This is a genomic window from Calothrix sp. PCC 6303 (assembly GCF_000317435.1).
In the GTDB taxonomy this organism is placed as follows: Bacteria; Cyanobacteriota; Cyanobacteriia; order Cyanobacteriales; family Nostocaceae; genus PCC-6303.
In genome coordinates this window covers 2,897,009-2,914,397 of record NC_019751.1, presented here as the reverse complement: position 1 = coordinate 2,914,397, position 17,389 = coordinate 2,897,009, and the positions used below count along the sequence as shown (strand labels likewise).

At 39.0% G+C, this 17,389-nt stretch carries 15 protein-coding genes and 1 pseudogene; 12 read left to right on the top strand and 4 right to left on the bottom strand.

The genetic code is table 11. The annotated features are described in order from the left end of the window. Position 1 precedes the first annotated feature (1 nt). A complete protein-coding gene (locus CAL6303_RS11930) occupies positions 2-514 on the bottom strand; it encodes an NYN domain-containing protein (protein WP_051036656.1) in 513 nt (170 codons plus the stop codon). Positions 515-592: 78 nt separating this feature from the next. Here CAL6303_RS11930 and CAL6303_RS11925 point away from each other — a divergent pair, with 78 nt between their 5' ends. Then, on the top strand, positions 593-1,933 hold the full coding sequence (locus CAL6303_RS11925) for an IS4 family transposase (RefSeq protein WP_015198005.1): 1,341 nt from the start codon (positions 593-595) through the stop codon (positions 1,931-1,933). Positions 1,934-2,000: 67 nt separating this feature from the next. Here the strand turns inward: CAL6303_RS11925 and CAL6303_RS11920 are convergent. Then, a pseudogene (locus CAL6303_RS11920) lies at positions 2,001-3,652 on the bottom strand (ISKra4-like element ISCasp2 family transposase). 146 nt (positions 3,653-3,798) lie between these two features. Here CAL6303_RS11920 and CAL6303_RS11915 point away from each other — a divergent pair. The 8 genes from CAL6303_RS11915 to CAL6303_RS11880 all read left to right on the top strand — a co-directional run bounded on the left by CAL6303_RS11915 (position 3,799) and on the right by CAL6303_RS11880 (position 13,069). Beyond that, positions 3,799-4,440 carry a M23 family metallopeptidase gene (locus CAL6303_RS11915; protein ID WP_041739464.1) on the top strand — a complete coding sequence of 214 codons (642 nt, stop codon included), beginning with the start codon at positions 3,799-3,801 and terminating at the stop codon, positions 4,438-4,440. A gap of 1 nt (position 4,441) precedes the next feature. Further along, positions 4,442-5,242 (top strand): hypothetical protein, encoded by an 801-nt coding sequence (locus tag CAL6303_RS11910; protein ID WP_015198090.1) that lies wholly within the window; start codon positions 4,442-4,444, stop codon positions 5,240-5,242. Between the two features lie 4 nt (positions 5,243-5,246). Continuing rightward, the gene (locus CAL6303_RS11905) at positions 5,247-7,262 is read left to right on the top strand and encodes a DNA translocase FtsK (protein WP_015198089.1); all 2,016 of its coding nucleotides are present in this window, start codon (positions 5,247-5,249) and stop codon (positions 7,260-7,262) included. Then, complete coding sequence (locus tag CAL6303_RS11900; protein WP_015198088.1) at positions 7,252-7,692, top strand: hypothetical protein; 441 nt, start codon at positions 7,252-7,254, stop codon at positions 7,690-7,692. The genes CAL6303_RS11905 and CAL6303_RS11900 overlap by 11 nt, the downstream gene beginning before the upstream one ends. A 281-nt stretch (positions 7,693-7,973) precedes the next feature. Next, entirely contained in the window at positions 7,974-9,263 is a 1,290-nt protein-coding gene (locus CAL6303_RS11895) for a hypothetical protein (protein ID WP_015198087.1), read from the top strand. A 232-nt stretch (positions 9,264-9,495) separates the two neighbouring features. Then, positions 9,496-9,987 (top strand): hypothetical protein, encoded by a 492-nt coding sequence (locus tag CAL6303_RS11890; RefSeq protein WP_015198086.1) that lies wholly within the window; start codon positions 9,496-9,498, stop codon positions 9,985-9,987. A 200-nt stretch (positions 9,988-10,187) separates the two neighbouring features. Then, positions 10,188-11,897, top strand: coding sequence for a DEAD/DEAH box helicase (locus tag CAL6303_RS11885; RefSeq protein WP_015198085.1), 1,710 nt, complete (start codon positions 10,188-10,190; stop codon positions 11,895-11,897). Positions 11,898-12,028: 131 nt separating this feature from the next. After that, positions 12,029-13,069 carry a hypothetical protein gene (locus CAL6303_RS11880; RefSeq protein WP_015198084.1) on the top strand — a complete coding sequence of 347 codons (1,041 nt, stop codon included), beginning with the start codon at positions 12,029-12,031 and terminating at the stop codon, positions 13,067-13,069. Positions 13,070-13,179: 110 nt separating this feature from the next. Here CAL6303_RS11880 and CAL6303_RS11875 read toward each other — a convergent pair whose 3' ends face one another. Further along, complete coding sequence (locus CAL6303_RS11875; RefSeq protein WP_015198082.1) at positions 13,180-14,577, bottom strand: carotenoid oxygenase family protein; 1,398 nt, start codon at positions 14,575-14,577, stop codon at positions 13,180-13,182. A gap of 73 nt (positions 14,578-14,650) precedes the next feature. On the opposite strand from CAL6303_RS11875, the gene CAL6303_RS11870 reads away from it, so the two are divergent. Together CAL6303_RS11870 and CAL6303_RS30310 are read left to right on the top strand one after the other, a co-directional pair. Continuing rightward, positions 14,651-15,226 carry a hypothetical protein gene (locus tag CAL6303_RS11870; protein WP_015198081.1) on the top strand — a complete coding sequence of 192 codons (576 nt, stop codon included), beginning with the start codon at positions 14,651-14,653 and terminating at the stop codon, positions 15,224-15,226. Positions 15,227-15,323: 97 nt separating this feature from the next. Next, the gene (locus CAL6303_RS30310; RefSeq protein ID WP_015198080.1) at positions 15,324-15,491 is read left to right on the top strand and encodes an SWIM zinc finger family protein; all 168 of its coding nucleotides are present in this window, start codon (positions 15,324-15,326) and stop codon (positions 15,489-15,491) included. 28 nt (positions 15,492-15,519) lie between these two features. Here CAL6303_RS30310 and CAL6303_RS31095 read toward each other — a convergent pair whose 3' ends face one another. Further along, on the bottom strand, positions 15,520-16,689 hold the full coding sequence (locus tag CAL6303_RS31095; RefSeq protein WP_015196004.1) for a transposase: 1,170 nt from the start codon (positions 16,687-16,689) through the stop codon (positions 15,520-15,522). 110 nt (positions 16,690-16,799) lie between these two features. On the opposite strand from CAL6303_RS31095, the gene CAL6303_RS11860 reads away from it, so the two are divergent. After that, positions 16,800-17,132: a hypothetical protein gene (locus CAL6303_RS11860; protein WP_051036653.1), complete on the top strand. Its 333-nt coding sequence runs from the start codon at positions 16,800-16,802 to the stop codon at positions 17,130-17,132. Positions 17,133-17,389: the final 257 nt, after the last annotated feature.

The window sequence follows — 17,389 nt, the reverse complement described above, 5'->3', positions numbered from 1 at the left end:
CTTAATCAAAGATATTATAACTACCAATGCGGTGATAATTTTGGTTAGTATCATGCTGGTCAAATTTATCAAACACCTCAGTTAAATCCACTACGCTATTAGCTGAATTTTTTAAATCACTTCCTAAAGACTGTTCGACTGAAGCCACCTCAACCCGGATTCCACGTCTTCTCAATTTCTGTGCTAAATAAGCAAAATCAGAATCCCCCGTTACCAGAACCACAATATCTGGTTTAATTTCTAAAGCTAACTCAATTGCATCTATCGCCATCACTACATCAACATTATTCTCGTAATCATCTCCTTTCGCTTTACCTTCTTTGGTTACGACTAAAAAACCATTACTTTTTGCCCAATAGATGAATTTTTCTTTGCTTTTTCGCTGTTCTTCAAATCTTTCTTTTGCGGGAGGCAAACCGAGATAAATCACCATCTCTATTAATTCTCTTCCCTCTTTTGGATCAGCTAAATAATCTCGTACTTTATGCCAATACCTTCGCCAAAGTAAGAGGATGAAGAGGAAGAGGTAGGGCGTTTCGTAGTAGAGTTATTGTCTCTCACAACGACAACTCAAAAACCACTATGTGCGCCCATGTTTGACATTTTATCATTGTTACAGTGCTTCCTGCCGCAGATAAATGCTACAACGATGAAGCAATTGAACCAAATAATCTTGGCAATGTTAGCGATGAGCGGGCGAGTCACTATGTTGGGAATTTCTCGTTGGACAGGTAGTGGTGGTAGTTATCGGACGATGTTGAGATTTTTTCATACGGTAATCCCTTGGGCGACATTGTTTTGGCTATTTTTCCGCAAGCATTTGTTCCGTGCAAATGAGGTTTATTTGCTTGCAGGAGATGAAGTTGTAGTAAGTAAATCTGGGAAAAAAACTTATGGGTTGGATAGATTCTTTTCCAGCCTAGTAAGTAAGCCAATATCAGGGCTATCTTTCTTTACATTATCATTAGTAAGTGTTGAACAAAGGCACTCATTTCCGATTCAAATAGAACAGGTAATAAAGAACGATATAGAAAAAAGTAGTGTATCGCCAAGACCAGAAATAAAAGCCAAAGAAAAACGTGGACGTGGACGACCAAAAGGGAGTAAAAATAAAAACAAGACCGAAGTAATTCTCACATCTGAATTACTCAGAATTAAGAAGATGATTAATGAGCTAGTCAAGCTGGTAGCTAACTTTATCCCACTGACTTACTTAGTCTTAGATGGTCATTTTGGAAACAATAATGCTTTGCAGATGGCTCGACAGGTCAACTTACATATAATTTCCAAGTTACGCCACGATTCAGCATTATACATACCTTACCAAAATCCTGACCCTAATCATCGTTCACGCCGTAAATACGGAGATAAACTAGACTGGCGTAATATTTCTGATGAATATTTGCGTCAAAGTAGTATCGAAGAGGATATCCAAACCGATAGTTACCAAGCTACTTTACTGCACAAAGAATTTGCCCAGTCCCTGAATGTAGTTATTTTGGTGAAAACAAATCTGAAAACTAATGCTCGCAGTCACGTAATTCTGTTTTCTAGTGACCTAAAGTTGTCATCTGAGAAAATAATTGACTACTACAAACTACGCTTTCAGATCGAGTTTAACTTCCGTGATGCCAAGCAATTTTGGGGATTGGAAGACTTTATGAACATCGGTCAAACTGCGGTGACTAATGCTGCTAATCTAGCATTCTTTATGGTTAATTTATCTCATCATCTTCTCGCTGATTTCCGCATCCTGAATCCTGACTCCGGCATTATTGATCTTAAGGCTCATTATCGTGGCTTTCGATATGTCCATGAGATCTTAAAAATGCTTCCAGAAATCCCTGAGCCTATTTTATTAACCCGGATTTTTGCCAAGCTTACTTCTTTAGGGCGTATTCATCACGTTTCTACGGGCGTTGAATCCTCTTAATTTGGCAGAGGTATTGTTATGCCAATTAATTTGGGTGCGGCTCTTTTAGTAAGACAGGAAATGTAGTTTAGACAGGTATTGGAAGGGGTGAAGGGGTAATAGGGCAACGGGCTTTAGCAACTCGCTTCATCAAGGGAATTGCACCTTGATACAGAGCAAGATGATTGCGTTTATGCTCTTGGTGTAAATGGAAGCGCCAATACTTATGCCAATCCCCGCTAATATACAAAGAACGAAGCCGTAAAACAGCCTCGGCACCAGCTAGACTCCATCTGGCACCAGTAATATCCATCCGATCTTTAATCAGATGACGGCAAGCACCTTCGATAACTCCGGTAGCAATTGGCAACCCAGCTTTTAAATAATCATGGTATTTGAGATATTCGCGGTTGTTGAGCAAATATCTGGCACAGTTATCCACAGGTTTGCGTTCTTGGGGTGTGAGTTTACGTTTTGTCGCGCTTGTTCGCATCCCAGAAGCAACATCACTGGATTTCCCCTCAAGGATAGACTTCAAACGTTTCGTAACCCAGGCTTCGGCTTGTTTATCCGTACTGGAATAAAATACAAATGCTGCTTTCCACAAATACTCAATCACATGGATAATATCCAGGACAATAGTCAGTTCGAGGTGATGTTTTTTGGAAATTTCTTCATCAACGATAATTGTTGCTTATTACCATCGACCAAGGCACAAAAGCGTTTTTGCCGATCTGGATCACGATGCAATGCCTCATCGAAAGCCTCTTTAATGACGACTTCTGGTTCCTTGGCAACAGAAGCCCAAACCCTTTTTCCAATAGGTTTAGGACGCTTTATTTTCTTATCCTCATCGGATGGGTTAACTATTTGCTCAACTGTACGAACAAACGGGTTGATTGTGTAAACTGAAGCTACCGTTGCCATTCGTTTGGCATTGGCTTTTTCTCCTTTGGTTAAACGCTTATCTAACTTCTTGCTGGAAGCTTGCGCTCGTTTTTGGGTTTGGGGACGTAAATCCTCTGTACGCACCGCCACTTCGACACTGGGCACAGCCCGTGTCGAGTGGCTCACAATCACACTTTCCCATCTGCACTGATTACAACAATTTCTCCTATTTCCTCAACTTGTACCGCTTCTGCCTGTTGATATGTGTAGAAATCATCAAAATCGACAGCGCTCTGGTACGCTAGTTCTTCTGCTTGCCGTTTACCAATTTTGGCTGCTGTTGTTTTTCGATAATATCCACTGTTTCCCTAAATCCTGAACGAGCTACTTCCACTGCTACTCGTTGTCTTAATCCGTGAGAATATTGTTCTGCTGGTAGGTTTAGCTCTGCATCTAATGGAAATAGGGTGTTTATCTTTCTACCTCCGTAACCGATTCGGTTTGCGATTACTGTGCCAAATATTGTTGTTAATTTCCTTGACAATTTTTCTTGTGCGTTCGCTTGGCTTGGTCTTTTCCTACCCACTCAGAATCCGTTTCGTCTTGGCTACGCTTATCAAAGTATCCTTGTAACAGCCTTCTAAGTAGTTCATATCCATTATCAAGCAACTTACTTTCTATTTCTCCATGCTCCAACCCACAAATACTATCTGAGTCCAGCCAACCAACTATTTCTTCAAATAGTTCTCGTGCTTCTTCCCAAAACATCCCTGGATTTGATCTAGATGCTTGCATACGTCCGTACTTATTCCCGTTTTTATCTTTTGACAAGCAAGGATGCATCTGTTTCATTTTTGCACTGAAACATTACTCTGGTTGACTTGTCTCCTATTACTCTTATACCATACCTTGTACTACTAAAAGAGTCGCACCCATTTGCAATAATCCCAAGAACAATTTTGAAAAGTTGCTAAGTTTCACTAATTCGAGTTGTCAAAATGCGAATCAAGCTGGAAATCGATAGAACCAAAGCCAGTAATGAGGATGAAACTGTTGATAATCAACAATTAGATCGCATCTCGAATGATGCAAATTGGCACTATGCCTTTGCTAGCTTTTTCTTGACTCTAGCGATCGCACTTCCCCAAATCTCCTCCTGGGTGGAATCTCAATATTTGGTCAAATCACTCCAAAACCTAATTGTTACAACTAACACAACTGACTTCAGGGATGCTCGAATAGCTTTCCCAACTGTCAAAAACGCTCCTGTAACAAGCGGATTTGGTTGGAGAATTCATCCAATTACCGGAGAACGCAGATTCCATACTGGTATCGATTTTGGTGCTGATTTGGGTACTCCAATTTATGCGGTTGATGCTGGTTCGGTTGAACTTGCTGGAGAAAAAGGAGGTTATGGGAACACCGTAGTAGTGAATCATAACGCTGGAAAATCAACGCTTTACGGTCATGCAAGCAAGCTTTACGTGAGAGAAGGACAGCAGGTTATAAAGGGACAGATGGTTGCAGCAGTAGGTAGTACCGGAATGTCTACTGCACCACATTTACATTTTGAAGTTCGAGTTAATGGTAAACCTGTTAACCCCCGTCCTTACTTGCAACAGTATTTAGCAGGTCGGTAATATGTTAGTGAAAATCTTCATTTCCGGATTAATTGGTGCTGCGAGTTCGGTTGCCATGAACTACGGAATTGCTTCTGTTCCATGCGGTTTAGTTTCTCCCGGTGCTGATAAAGTATGCTTTATTCGCGCTTTTACTAATTCTCTCGATAGTTGGAAATTCGGTTTTATTCTGGGTGGAATATTTGGATTAGTTTCTGGAGTTGATTATCGTCGTATGAAGAGTAGAATTCAACCCATTCATTTATCTTTGGCTTCTGTTTCCTGTTTGGGTATTTACTGTTTGTTAGGTTCTCAAAGTTTTGGATTTAACACTAATTCTCATCAGACTGATATTGGAGTAAGTTCTAAATATTCTCCGAGAATGCAAGCTTTTTTAGCAACTATTCGCTGGGCTGAAACTGGAAATAGTGGAACCGAAAGTTATCGAAAATTGGTGTTCAATGGCAATTTTAATGATTTCTCGACACACCCATTAATTAAACAATGTGCGCCAATTAATGGCAACCGAATTTGCTCGACTGCTGCTGGTGCTTATCAAATGTTGGATAAGTCTTGGTGGGATTTACAACCAAAGTTAAAGTTGGCTGATTTTTCACCCGTATCTCAGGACAGAATGGCTGTGGAATATATTCGGCGTAATCGTGCGATCGCAGACGTTGAATCAGGCAATTTTGATAAAGCTGCATGTAAAGTCGGTAAAATCTGGGCTTCATTTCCCTGCAATTCTTATAACCAAAATCCCAAAAGTATGGAGAAATTAAATAATTATTATCGACAGCAATTGTTAACTGTTGGAGGTTGAGAGTATGTCAAATTATGATAACGCCGAAATCACCTGTGCTGTTAATGCTCTCAAGTTACAAGGATTATCCAACCAGGAAATTCTAACAGAAGCAGAACAAGTATTCGATTTGAGTCAACAGCAATATGTTGTCGATATTCTTCAAGAATCTGACTTTGGTAGCAAAATTATTCGACCTATCAAGAGTTATGACCATAATTATTTATTTGAAATAATTTACCAAGCTGTAATTAGTGGGACTTCTGTTGAACAAATTATCGATGCTTGTTCGGAAGAACTAAACCTAGAAGATTTGGCTTTTTCTAAGTTGGCTTTGGAATATATTTTAACTAATCGATATATCAGTAAATATGAACGTGATGCTTTTATTATTGAACTATATCAACAATATCAAGAAATTAAATCTTACCAAGATTTAATTAAAATAGCTGAATCAACTAAAAACATTTACTTGAAACAACTTGTCTATAAAACAGCAGAATTGGTGGCAAAGAAAAATGGAGAAATTCCATCTCTATCCCTTGAGAAAGGTATTGCACAGAATAATGCGATTGCAAATACCGCTCAAAATACTACTTTGGTTCAAGAAAGTTTTAATTCCCAAGTGGGTAATACTTTGGTCGAAACCCTGAATGATTTTGGCATTACCTGTAGCTATATCGATACCAAAACTGGTCCCACCTTCAAACGTATCAAAATCAAGCTAGGGAAAGGGGTTAGCTTCAAAAAAGTTCAAGGACTTGGTAGCGACTTGGTTCAACAATTGGGGGAACAACTTGGATTTGATAACCCACCGATGATATCTGTTATACCCGGTGCTGTGGTGTTTGATATTCCCAGATGCGATCGCCAAATAGCAAACTTCTCAGATTATGTTGATTTGCAAAGTGAGATTGATATTAACCGTATCGTCATCCCCGCTGGTGTGGATGTCGATGGTAAGTATATCGAAATCTCCTTGTGCGATTCAAATGTTTACCACACTTTAGGAGGGGGAATGACTGGTGGTGGAAAAAGCCAGTTTGAAAAAGCGATGGTTCTGTATTTAGCACTGCGTTACCCTCCCAGCTTGGTAAAACTTGCCCTTAGTGATGTCAAACTGGTTTCCCTAACTTGCTTTAATGGACTTCCTCATCTTATTGCACCAGTTGCCGAGGATGCAGCTAGTACCCTGCAAATTTTCAATTATTTGGTTGCAGAAGAGGAACTTCGCTATCAAGAGTTTAAAAAAGTAGGGGTTGAAAATATTAACGAGTACAACCAAATGTTTTGCGATCGCCCCATGCCACGAATTATTTCGGTAACAGATGAGTGCTTTGATTTACTATCCGATAGCACCTACAAAGACCAAATCGAAATGGCTTTGATGAAATTACTTGCAAAAGCCGGTGCTGCGGGAATCAATATTTTCCTCTTTACCCAACGTCCCGATAAGGATGTGATTAAACCTTTGATTCGCTCAAATTGTTCGGGCAAGGTTGCTTTTATGGTGTCTCGTCCTGAAGATAGTGGGATTATTCTGGGTAATCCCGATGATGATCGCGCAGCAAGTTTATTGGGTGGTGGAGATATGCTGTATAAATCTCCCAAAGGTGTGATGCGTCTTCAGGGTTTATATTTGGGTACGAAAGCTGCTTTTAAAGGGTATTTAGATCAAGCAATGAGTGCGGGAAATAATAGTCCTTGTTGGGATTCTAAGTTGAACTTTTCGAGTTTTAATATTGAGCTTAAAGGTGAAACTTCTTCTAATAATCAAACTTTGCGGACAAAGTTAAATAAATTGACAACTGATTCACTAGTTAATAATAATCACTCGGAGGAGTTTTCTTTTAATATTACCATTGATGATTTAACTAAGTCTCAAATTTATTCACTCCACAGTCGAGGTTATGAACTACATCAAATAGTCCAGGAGGTATTTAATTTGTCCCGTGCTGATGGCAGAAAATATAAGCGAATTCGAGATATTATCGCTGAATTTATTGCTAATTTAGAGGAGGAAGATAATAATGATACTTGAACTTAGATTCAACATGCTTCCACCAGCTTTAAATGAGCAAATTGATTTAGCACGTTCGGATTGGAGAGCAAGTGCTGCTGTCAAGAAAACTTGGACTAATAAAGTTGCTAATTTAACTCAAAAAGTTGATTTTAGTTTTAATGATAAGGTGTGGATTGAATATCACTGGCATTTAAAAACCTTTGCCCGTGATAGTGATAATGTCTCCGCAGCTAGTAAATATATTTTAGATGGTTTGGTTGATGCTGGAATTATTCGTAATGACAATCTTATCATAATTCAATCTCCTGTGCCTCACTATTACTATCGAGCTAAAAGTGATGGAGTGATATTAAGGTTGTCTTCTGCTCCAGATTTCTTGTTAGAGAACTTTTATAAATTTACTCAATTAGGAATTAAAGATATGAATAATAATAAGAGACAGTTTTGATTTTAATATATGTTTAAAAACAACAACTAATACTTAGAGTTTATTTAATGGGTGATATTTCTATGGGTGGATTATTGCAGTAGCAATAAAGTAAGTTCAACTCTTACTATCACCATTGGGGATAAATGATTACCGATACTGAAAATATTCACACAGAATTCATTAAATTCTGCAACAGAATCAAGTAAGGTGTAGGTTAATTATTATCCTCAAATCCCAATTTGAAGCTGCTGGGGCAAGAGTAATTTCTGCTTTTGTTACCCGTATTAGAGAGGGATACTATGTTTAAGAGATTTTGTAGTCAAGCATTTGGAACAATTAATGTAGCAGTGGGATTTTCTTCTTTAGCTACAATTGTGGTTGGTGCTATAACAGTTTTCGGAAGTGCTGGTTTGCTTTGTCTTAATAAAGCTGGAGTTAAAACCGTACCAGAGAAACGCATTCAACAAACCTTACAACTGGGAATGGGTTTTACATTACTAGGAAGTGTTGGATTTGTATCTGCAACTGTAGCTGCTGCTTGTATTGCTTCGATTTCAGGTGCGGTTGATGGGGAGGAATCTGTAACTTCTAGTTATACTAATTCTGTGGTATTTGAGTCGAGTGAGAGTATCCCAACTCAGAATAATACTGATTCGTTATATCTCTATCAGATAATGCGAATTCTAGGTTGTCGTCACCTCGACAATAAGTTGATTGTTGGCAGAGTTGAAGATGAATCATCACGAAAGTTTGTTGTTTACGATTTGTTAGATTCTGATTCTCAAGATAGCTTGATGGAATTATTTGATCTTGGTTATGATGAGGAGAAGCTAATTGGTAAAGCTTTTTCATGCCAAAACCCAAATCCTAATCATGCAATTCGTGAATTTGTTGATTTCTATCGTCCTCAATTAGAGTTTAAATCTAGTTGTGAGGAGTTTTCTAGTTTTAATTTAGAAACATGTGTAGGATGTCGCAATTTTCATGGTGCAAATAAAATTGTTTGCGGTATGCATCCTTATGGATGGGAACAAGATGATAATTGTCCCGATTGGCAATCAAATCAACGTCGTCAAAGGGTTTATTTTCCATTTGAGCGTGAAGAAGTTATTTCCCAGTTAAATTGTAGTATTCAGCCAAATCAGGTTAGTTTACTTAAAAACGATGATGGGACTTTAACGCTTTGGGATGATCATACCAATCGTAGATTTCAGTTTTCGTGGTCTGGTGTTCTACTTAATGATTCTGATAAACTTCTAGAATTGGATGAATATGCTAGATTACTTGATTACATTCAATATTTTTCAGTCCGGACTGTAATTGAATTTGATTATTCATTAAAAGTTGATGAATTTGCTCAACAATTGCGGGGTATTGCTACCGTCGAGATTAGCGATTCTGGTATTAATGTCAGGGTTAATTATTGCCCGAAACTCAATATACATATTGAACGACAATACCGTTTTCGTTTTGATGGTATTCCTTTGTATCCTTATGAATCAATTGTGCCGCAATCACTCAAATATAATTACAATCTTGTGACTTTTATTGAATGGCTGAAAGTTAATCAAGCTAGGGTGAGGCTCTAACTCTCAATTTATCGAAATACCAAGGATTCGGTTTACTGCTAACTTAATTTATCTCTTTGAAACTACTGCAAAATCTCGAAAATTTAGTCTTACTACTACCTTTATGGTAGTAAGACTCTCTTGACTTCAGGATTGTCGGGATGATTTGTCTGATGCATTCAGTACGGGGAGGTATCTCCCCGCTACTGGGTGATATCTACAAATCACCCAATAATTATCTGGAGGAACTACAATGTTTGAATTTTTGTTTGATTGTTCGGCTTTTGAAATTTCTACTACCACTCAATTACTCAATAATATCTTGTTTCCGATTGTTTTGTTTCTGGTCATCTTTTGGTTGATGTGTGAGATTTTCTTGGTTGATGACAATTTGCCAATGGTAGATGAAGAATTTACCTCTGGTGTCATCAAAACTCAGATTGATGAAGATATTCTCAATCCAGCAGATGAATCAAACATTGATAAGTTGCTTGCTAATATGGCAGCAACAATTGATCAGAAACAAAGCAAAACTGCGCTGTTTGATATTGATAGAGAAAGTGAAAGCCTCAAAGCTTTGGGTGTGCGTCAACTGCGAGATTTCTGTAAAAATAGAAAAATCAAGGGTTACGCTGCTGTTTATAACCAAGGGGGAATAAATGGTTTAGTGGAGTTTTTGCTACAACAACAAATCTACGCTCGTGATATCGAGCAGCAAGTCAAGCATTTAGAAATATCGGCTTAGAGCGATTGAAAAGCCCTGGCACTTTGATTGGGATACACGAATAGTTATATATTGCGATCGCTGCGCTTGCCGTTGAGAAGACATCGCAGTTAAACACCAACAGCGTCAACAAAGCATGTCAAACTATTAATTACTGAAACACTCGGCAATTTCATCTGCTGAAACTGTCAGATAGCCAAAGTAGCTTGTAGGAGTGCATCATGGAAACAAACTATACATTCAAATTCAACTCTTCCACCGCCAGTGAAGCCCTGAAAGCTGGTTTATACCACCCAATCAACTTCTACGAAGCACGATTAGACCTATTCAACCTCTCAGTCATGGCAGACTATGATCAACTAATTTGCCTACCCACACTAACTGCCATCGACAAATACTGGTATCAAATTGAAACAGCCCGAAAAGTCCTCAGACAACTAGGTGGACGTGCATTACTAGCCGATGAAGTCGGATTGGGCAAAACCATTGAAGCTGGACTCATCATCGCCGAATACCTAGCTAGGGGTATGGTACAGTCCCTATTAGTCCTAACTCCCGCATCCCTAGTTTCCCAGTGGCAATCAGAATTAAGTGACAAATTTAACATCGCCACCATCACCACAGATAACCGTGACCCCCAACAACCAATAGAAGAATTTTGGACAGATAATCCCCGAATTGTCGCTTCATTAAACACAGCTAAATCTGCCAAACATTATCCCCACGTCACCAATCGCACTTGGGACTTAGTAATAGTTGATGAGGCACACCACCTGAAAAATCGTAGCACCCTCAACTGGAAACTCGTCAACGCCCTCAATAAGCGGTTTATCCTCATGCTCACCGCGACACCAGTACAGAACTCCCTTGTGGAACTGTTTAATCTCCTAACCCTCCTCAAACCAGGACTACTACAAACAGAAGCCGCTTTTAAAAAAGAATACGTCGATTCCAAAAATGGACGAGTCCCGAAAAATCCCGAAAAATTACGCTCCCTAATGCGGGAAGTCATGGTACGTAATACCCGCGCTTTAGTAGATGTCAAACTGCCCAAACGCTTTGCCACCACAATTACCGTTACCCCAGCAGCAGGTGAGGAGAAACTTTACCAGGACTTGAGTGAGTACCTACGTGTTGCAGCAGACAAATTAGATAGACTTTCCCGAACCAATTTGCTGATGCGTGCTGGTTCATCCCCTGGTGCTTTGGCTGACTCCCTCAAACAACTAAGCAAACGCTTACCTGATGAAGAATTAAAGTCCTTAGCAAAACGAGCATCCCAAGTTAAGCAGGTGGAAAAATCAAAAGCCTTGGTAGAAATGCTCTCTAAATCTTCCCAAAAAACCTTAGTCTTTACAACCCATAAAGCAACCAGTACCTATTTAGCCCAAACCCTACAAGCTGCACATATCCCCTTTGCAGAATTTACTGGTGGGATGTCCCTAAAACAAAAAGATGAGGCTATAGCGGCATTTCGGGATGATGTTTCTGTACTCTTAGCATCGGAAACAGGGGGAGAGGGACGTAACATCCAATTTGCCAATGCGATTGTTAATTATGACCTACCCTGGAACCCGATGAAAATAGAGCAGCGTATTGGACGTATTCATCGCATCGGACAAACCCAGGATGTTTTTATTTTTAACTTTTGTCTCAAAGGCAGTATCGAAGAATATATTCTGCGGATATTGCACGATAAAATTAATATGTTTGAACTGGTAGTGGGAGAGATTGAAACCATTTTGGGGAATGTGGATGATGAATTTGACTTTAGTGAAATTGTCATGGATATCTGGCTGAAGCATCAAGTCAAACCAGAATTAGATACAGCATTTGAGCAATTGGCAGATAATTTATTGAACGCCAAAAACCAATATCAGCAGGTTCAAGAACTGGATGAACAGATTTTTGGCGAAGATTTTGAAGCTTAATCAATTGATTTAATTAGACAAGTAAGTCGGCAGAAATAAACAGAATGTAAACTTTAAACCCTTATTCCTACTGCCTACTGCCCACTGCCTACTGCCTTCTCCTAATTACAATTTTCAACGTCAACCTACTTATGATTTCAGATCCAATTATTGCTACATTAGAAAAAATTATTTCTCTACATGACTCAATTGCAGAACCTGCTGGTGAACACATTTTAAATGCATTATTAACAAAAAATATCGCATCCCTACTTTCCCTTTCCGAGGAAGTTACTTTTGCAACTATTGCAGATGTCCCTCAAAGCGTTTTCGTTACCTATCATTCAGAAGTCTTAAATAAGTTATCTGAGCTTTTAGCTACTAAAGGACTGATTAGTACCTTGGGGATTAAATTTGATGGTTATTTAAAAACTACGGGATTTGAAAAGAGTATAGCAGAGAGATTCGTAGTTCAAAATGGTTTAATGCGTTTTATAGATGCGAAACCAGAAATCACTCGCTATATCCTGTGTAATGTGGCTTACACGGCGAATGCCGAGGAAAAAAGGATTGGTTTAGTTTCGTTTATGATCAATGAACTAACAGGAGTAACACCAGTAGAAATTGGGGATGCTTTGTTTTGGGAGTCTGACAGAATTGATGTGGAGCATCAAGAAAGTCTATTATCTATACCTTTTAATGAGTTGTTGATGTTAATTGAGCATCAAAGTAAAATATTGATTGGAAAATCTTTAGAGAATTGGCAGGCTAAACTAATTAGAGCTAGAGCTAGGGATGAAGAAAGATTGAAGGATTATTATAATACTATTAGCTCAGAAATTCGCCACAAGATTGAGTTAAAACATTTGAGTGATGATGAAAAAGATAAGGAATTAGCCAGAATTGAAGCGACTAATAGAGAGTTAGAAAGAAAATTATTAGATATCCAAGAACGTTATGCAATGAGTGTCGAAGCTTCCTTGCACAGTGCAATGATTATCAATTTACCTACGGTACATATTCAGTGTGAGTTGCAAAGAAAGAAGGCAAGACGAACTGTAACGGTAGTTTGGAATCCGTTTAGTAAAATTATTGAGCCGCTTCGTTGTGAATTATCTGGAGAACCTGTTTATGATTTTTATTTAGATGATGTGGAAGCTAAAATTATCTCATCGACAGTTTGGAGAAAGTAATTGGTGGAACTTTTCGAGGAGGAAGATAAAAATGATACTTTAACTGAGATTCAATCTACTTCCTCCAAGACTCTGCATGGGAACAAAATTGCGATATTTATTTACACAATTTACACAGAAGCACTCAACTGTTCTTCAGAAACCCAAGCTCCATGAAAACCGTAAGGGACACGTTGGGGAATTAAAACCCGCGCTACAGGTTCGGCATTGATATCTTGAGCATTAACTATCACGAGTTCAGATGTATCTTCTTTGCTATCGTAAACAAAAGTGATCAGCCAACCTTCATCTTCTGATGTCGCATTGGGAAAAGGTACAAAAACAGCTTCACCACCATAACGTCCTTGCCCAAATTCGTGGGTTTGAGACTTGCCATTATCATGGTCATATTTAATTAAACCATCGAACAAAGGCATGGAACCCTGTGCAATTTTGCCCACGTAACCATATCGGGTTTGTCTTCCTAAGAAATTTTCATTTACACGAGGGAATTCCGCAGGTACATCATCTAACATTTGTTCGCGTACTTCCCCTGTGATGAGATGAAAACGCCATTGATGTAAGCGGGGAATATCTCCATCTGGGTCAGATTGTGTATCTTTAGTACTTAAAACGTTAGTAGAACTCATCCTACAGCCAATTAGCACTACTTCATCACCTTCTTCGTAGGCATTGAGGGTATGGAAGACATAACAAGCAGGACTTTCAAACCAGCGAATATTACTGTTATCGCCATGACGTGGGACAATACCAAAACGACTGGAGCGATCGCGCTCAAACATCATCATTGGTTCTCCCTTTTGCGCCCGTTGGGGGCTAAGAGTCAAGGGCAAATCCATAAAAATTGTATAATTTTCGGTGATGGCGAAATCATGCATAATCACTCCCATCGGTAAATCAATCGGTACTGTTCGCAATAATTCCCCCGACGCAGAAACTACACTATATTGCAAATATGGCGGTGCAAAGGAGTAGCCAAAAAACATCATCTCACCCGTTACCGGGTCTACCTTGGGATGTGCTGTAAAAGCTGATTTTAGCTGACTATTATAAGTATATTCACCAATTGTATCTAAATTGGGAATCTGAATGTGGTGAGGCGCACCACCTTCCCACAGCGCCAAAAATTGACCAGCGTGCCAAATTAAAGCAGTATTTGCAGCATTTTTGTAGAAACCGTGGGGATTATTTTGCTGTGGCGGTTCTAACATCCCACTCCAAACAGCTAATCCCGCTTCCCGTTCAATTTTCCATCCTTTTGTTTGCACATAACGATTGCGATAAGTCGCTTTACCGTTGCTAATTCGCACACCATGCAACATTCCATCCCCATCAAACCAATGATATTGTCCGATGGGTGTCCATTGCGGATTGGGACCATTTCGCACGAACATACCCGATAAGTCGGGAGGTATTTCCCCAATGACTTTGAGAGTGTCAGTGGTGATTTCTTTGTCTACTGGTGCAAAGTTTCCATCAAGATAGGGATTGATTGATGTTGTAACCATTTGTGATGATATGTAAATATACTGTTAGCACTTTATTGGATTATATATAAACTTAGCCAGAGGACATAATTTAATGGCTGTAGAGCATATCAATAGAAAAGGTCAAAAATACTATCTCCATCAAGGTACTACTAAAACTGGAAAACCAAAATACTTCTTTTCTCAGAAAAGCGAAGGAACTTTGGTTCAAACAATACCGGATGGTTTTGAAGTCTATGAAAATCCTAACGCTCAGGTTTTCCTACAAAGAATCCAACCTAAAATTATTACCCTAGACGAAATTGCAACTGTAGAGAAAGGAATTCAAAAATTCTCCCACTTACATTACTGCAAAATAGATGTAAAAAAGGACACGATATATGTCTATACCCCGAACCAAAATGTAAATAATCTATCAAAGCTTTATTCATCTTTTTCCACAGCTAACCCAGTAGATATAGAAACTACAATCGCTCGCTCTATTTCATACTCATCAATGCTAAGATTTATTCTCTATAATGAGCAGAAACGAATATTTACAGCGCAAAGATTTTGTTTTTTAGGTTCTATCGACGACTGGATAGGAATCGGATATCCAGATACTCTTCCAACACTTGTCGAGAAATACATGCAACATTTAGAAAAAGATTCTTTTTACGAATTACATTAAATTTGCTAAACGAGTAAATATTGCTTTTTTTTGAGCAGCAATCAAAGCTATCCTCAAATCGTTTTATCCTAGACAATATAATTATTTGGGGTGTGAAATGTCTGGCATAAATCTGAGTGAATCCATAATTCGTCACAACACAAACTCCAAGTCATTTCAACGAGGTGAGATATGCTACCGCGATGGCTCAGTGTTATCTGTTACCCAACGGGGAGAAGAAATTCAAGCTGAAGTTCAAGGAAGCGAACAACAGCCTTACCGCTGACTGCCTGACAGATTTGTTTGAAAAGCAGTCAAACCCAGGAATTAAAGGAGTAAATTCGAGAAAAGCATATTCCGAGATTGTCATCTTGACGAGCTTTATTGGAGGCAAAACTTGGTTGAGGATCTTGTGATAACAAAGGAATTGGGGTGAGTAATTGTCGTCCCTTGTGAATAACACCTTTGAGCCAGCGCAAACCAATCTTGAGATAACTTAAACCACGATTCCAGTGGGGGTCAACACAAGTACGTAAACCAGCAATTTGTACAGCCATGCCGTGGGTTGTACTGTAAAGTAAAGCTAAGGCGGCAATCAAATACAATCTCTCCAAAGATTCGGCATCACGAATGCGAGAATCTTCGAGTTCAAATGCACCTGATTTACTGTCCAGAAATAGTTCCTCTACGCAGAACCTCAAAGCATACTCATGCAATGTTTTTAAAGCTGGCTCTTCGTCTGTAACAACTGCCCAATGCTCGGATACCACTTCTGGATAGGCGACTACCAAATTACAGCGAATTAGGCAATCTTGCCACAGTCCAACGTTACGATAAAAAGCTGCTTGTCCTCGATTTGGATAAATTGATTTTACATGTGTTGGGTAACGTCTAACTCCATGCAAGCATGTATCACTTGGGATACGTATACAGTAATGCCAATTGCTTTTTTGCAACCAACTCAAGAAATCATGATTTGCAAAGCCCCTATCTGCAAGTATCATAATATCGGAATCACGGCGTAGTAACCACCTAGCTTTACGTAGCATCACCTCGTATTCCTTAAATGCAACCGTTGCACTGTTATGTTCCAATACTCTCCACAATAAAGGGATTGCTCGCCCACAACACACCACTGAGATGTGAATCATGCAGAAACGATTCCAAAGCATAGTTGTATCTAATGCCAAATACAATCGATGTTTTTCCCAGTCTTTGAGTGCCAACAATGCCAATGGCAAGTATATTTTTTCAACGTTAATCCTTATATTTTCAAGGAATCTATGCCACCTGCGCTCGTAGCTTTGAGCTTGTTTGGCATAACTGTCTACATATGGTTCCCATGCGCTCAAACTTAACTGACCACTACATATCAGCCCATTAATCATCCAAGCAAGAGTTTTTAAATGACGCAAATCACGGTAGGTACTGTATTGACGTAAGTATCCTAATACCTGACTATAAAGTTGGGTTGAGTTTGACATGGTATTTTTTGGTAGAAGTCTGGTAACTTTACCATCTCATGTCTCTCGACCTTTTTTACTAAAATCCTTGATTTTGCTAGGCTTTTCAGAGTTCTGTCAGGCAGTCAGGATTGACAGAGGTTAACTGTAAAGCAGAATTAAATAATATTATCAAACAATACGAACAGAGGCTTAGTTCACCTAGACCCAATCCCAACGAAGAATTCGAGCGGTTGCTGCCGACTTGCAAACCTGGTGGTAGTCGATTTCAAAATCAGAATTATAAAACCTTTTTTGCTGGTAAAGATTTGCTTTATGGGATGCGGGAAGAACTTTCTCGATTTGGATTTCAATCCCCAGTTGTGTTTCGTGACAGTATCCTTAAAGGAATCGAGGAAACAGTTGAAGATGTTTGGATGTGGCTACCTGAGTGGAATTCCTTGCGGGAATTATTATTGAGATAGATGTTATTAATACTCTTATTTTCGGGTCATCGCTTTGCTGTGCCAGTTCCATTAATTCTTTAACCCACTTAAATATATGTAAGAGAGATCGCAATATCATCAATTAAAGGCTGATATTGAGAACTGGAAAAGGGGCGAGAATCTTCTGTGCAAACAGCAGTCATGCAGCATAAGAGCCGACATTGCAATGGTGTTAGAGCTTTCTACATCAAAGCAGAAAAAGTATGCCGGAAATTAACTTTAACTTGAGGCTGAAC

Bases quoted from the DNA above. Each gene is read 5' to 3' on its own strand.
- CAL6303_RS11925 (WP_015198005.1), top strand. From the start codon at position 593: ATGTTTGACATTTTATCATTGTTACAGTGCTTCCTGCCGCAGATAAAT.
- CAL6303_RS11915 (WP_041739464.1), top strand. From the start codon at position 3,799: ATGCGAATCAAGCTGGAAATCGATAGAACCAAAGCCAGTAATGAGGAT.
- CAL6303_RS11910 (WP_015198090.1), top strand. From the start codon at position 4,442: ATGTTAGTGAAAATCTTCATTTCCGGATTAATTGGTGCTGCGAGTTCG.
- CAL6303_RS11905 (WP_015198089.1), top strand. From the start codon at position 5,247: ATGTCAAATTATGATAACGCCGAAATCACCTGTGCTGTTAATGCTCTC.
- CAL6303_RS11900 (WP_015198088.1), top strand. From the start codon at position 7,252: ATGATACTTGAACTTAGATTCAACATGCTTCCACCAGCTTTAAATGAG.
- CAL6303_RS11895 (WP_015198087.1), top strand. From the start codon at position 7,974: ATGTTTAAGAGATTTTGTAGTCAAGCATTTGGAACAATTAATGTAGCA.
- CAL6303_RS11890 (WP_015198086.1), top strand. From the start codon at position 9,496: ATGTTTGAATTTTTGTTTGATTGTTCGGCTTTTGAAATTTCTACTACC.
- CAL6303_RS11885 (WP_015198085.1), top strand. From the start codon at position 10,188: ATGGAAACAAACTATACATTCAAATTCAACTCTTCCACCGCCAGTGAA.
- CAL6303_RS11880 (WP_015198084.1), top strand. From the start codon at position 12,029: ATGATTTCAGATCCAATTATTGCTACATTAGAAAAAATTATTTCTCTA.
- CAL6303_RS11875 (WP_015198082.1), bottom strand. From the start codon at position 14,577: ATGGTTACAACATCAATCAATCCCTATCTTGATGGAAACTTTGCACCA.
- CAL6303_RS11870 (WP_015198081.1), top strand. From the start codon at position 14,651: ATGGCTGTAGAGCATATCAATAGAAAAGGTCAAAAATACTATCTCCAT.
- CAL6303_RS30310 (WP_015198080.1), top strand. From the start codon at position 15,324: ATGTCTGGCATAAATCTGAGTGAATCCATAATTCGTCACAACACAAAC.
- CAL6303_RS31095 (WP_015196004.1), bottom strand. From the start codon at position 16,689: ATGTCAAACTCAACCCAACTTTATAGTCAGGTATTAGGATACTTACGT.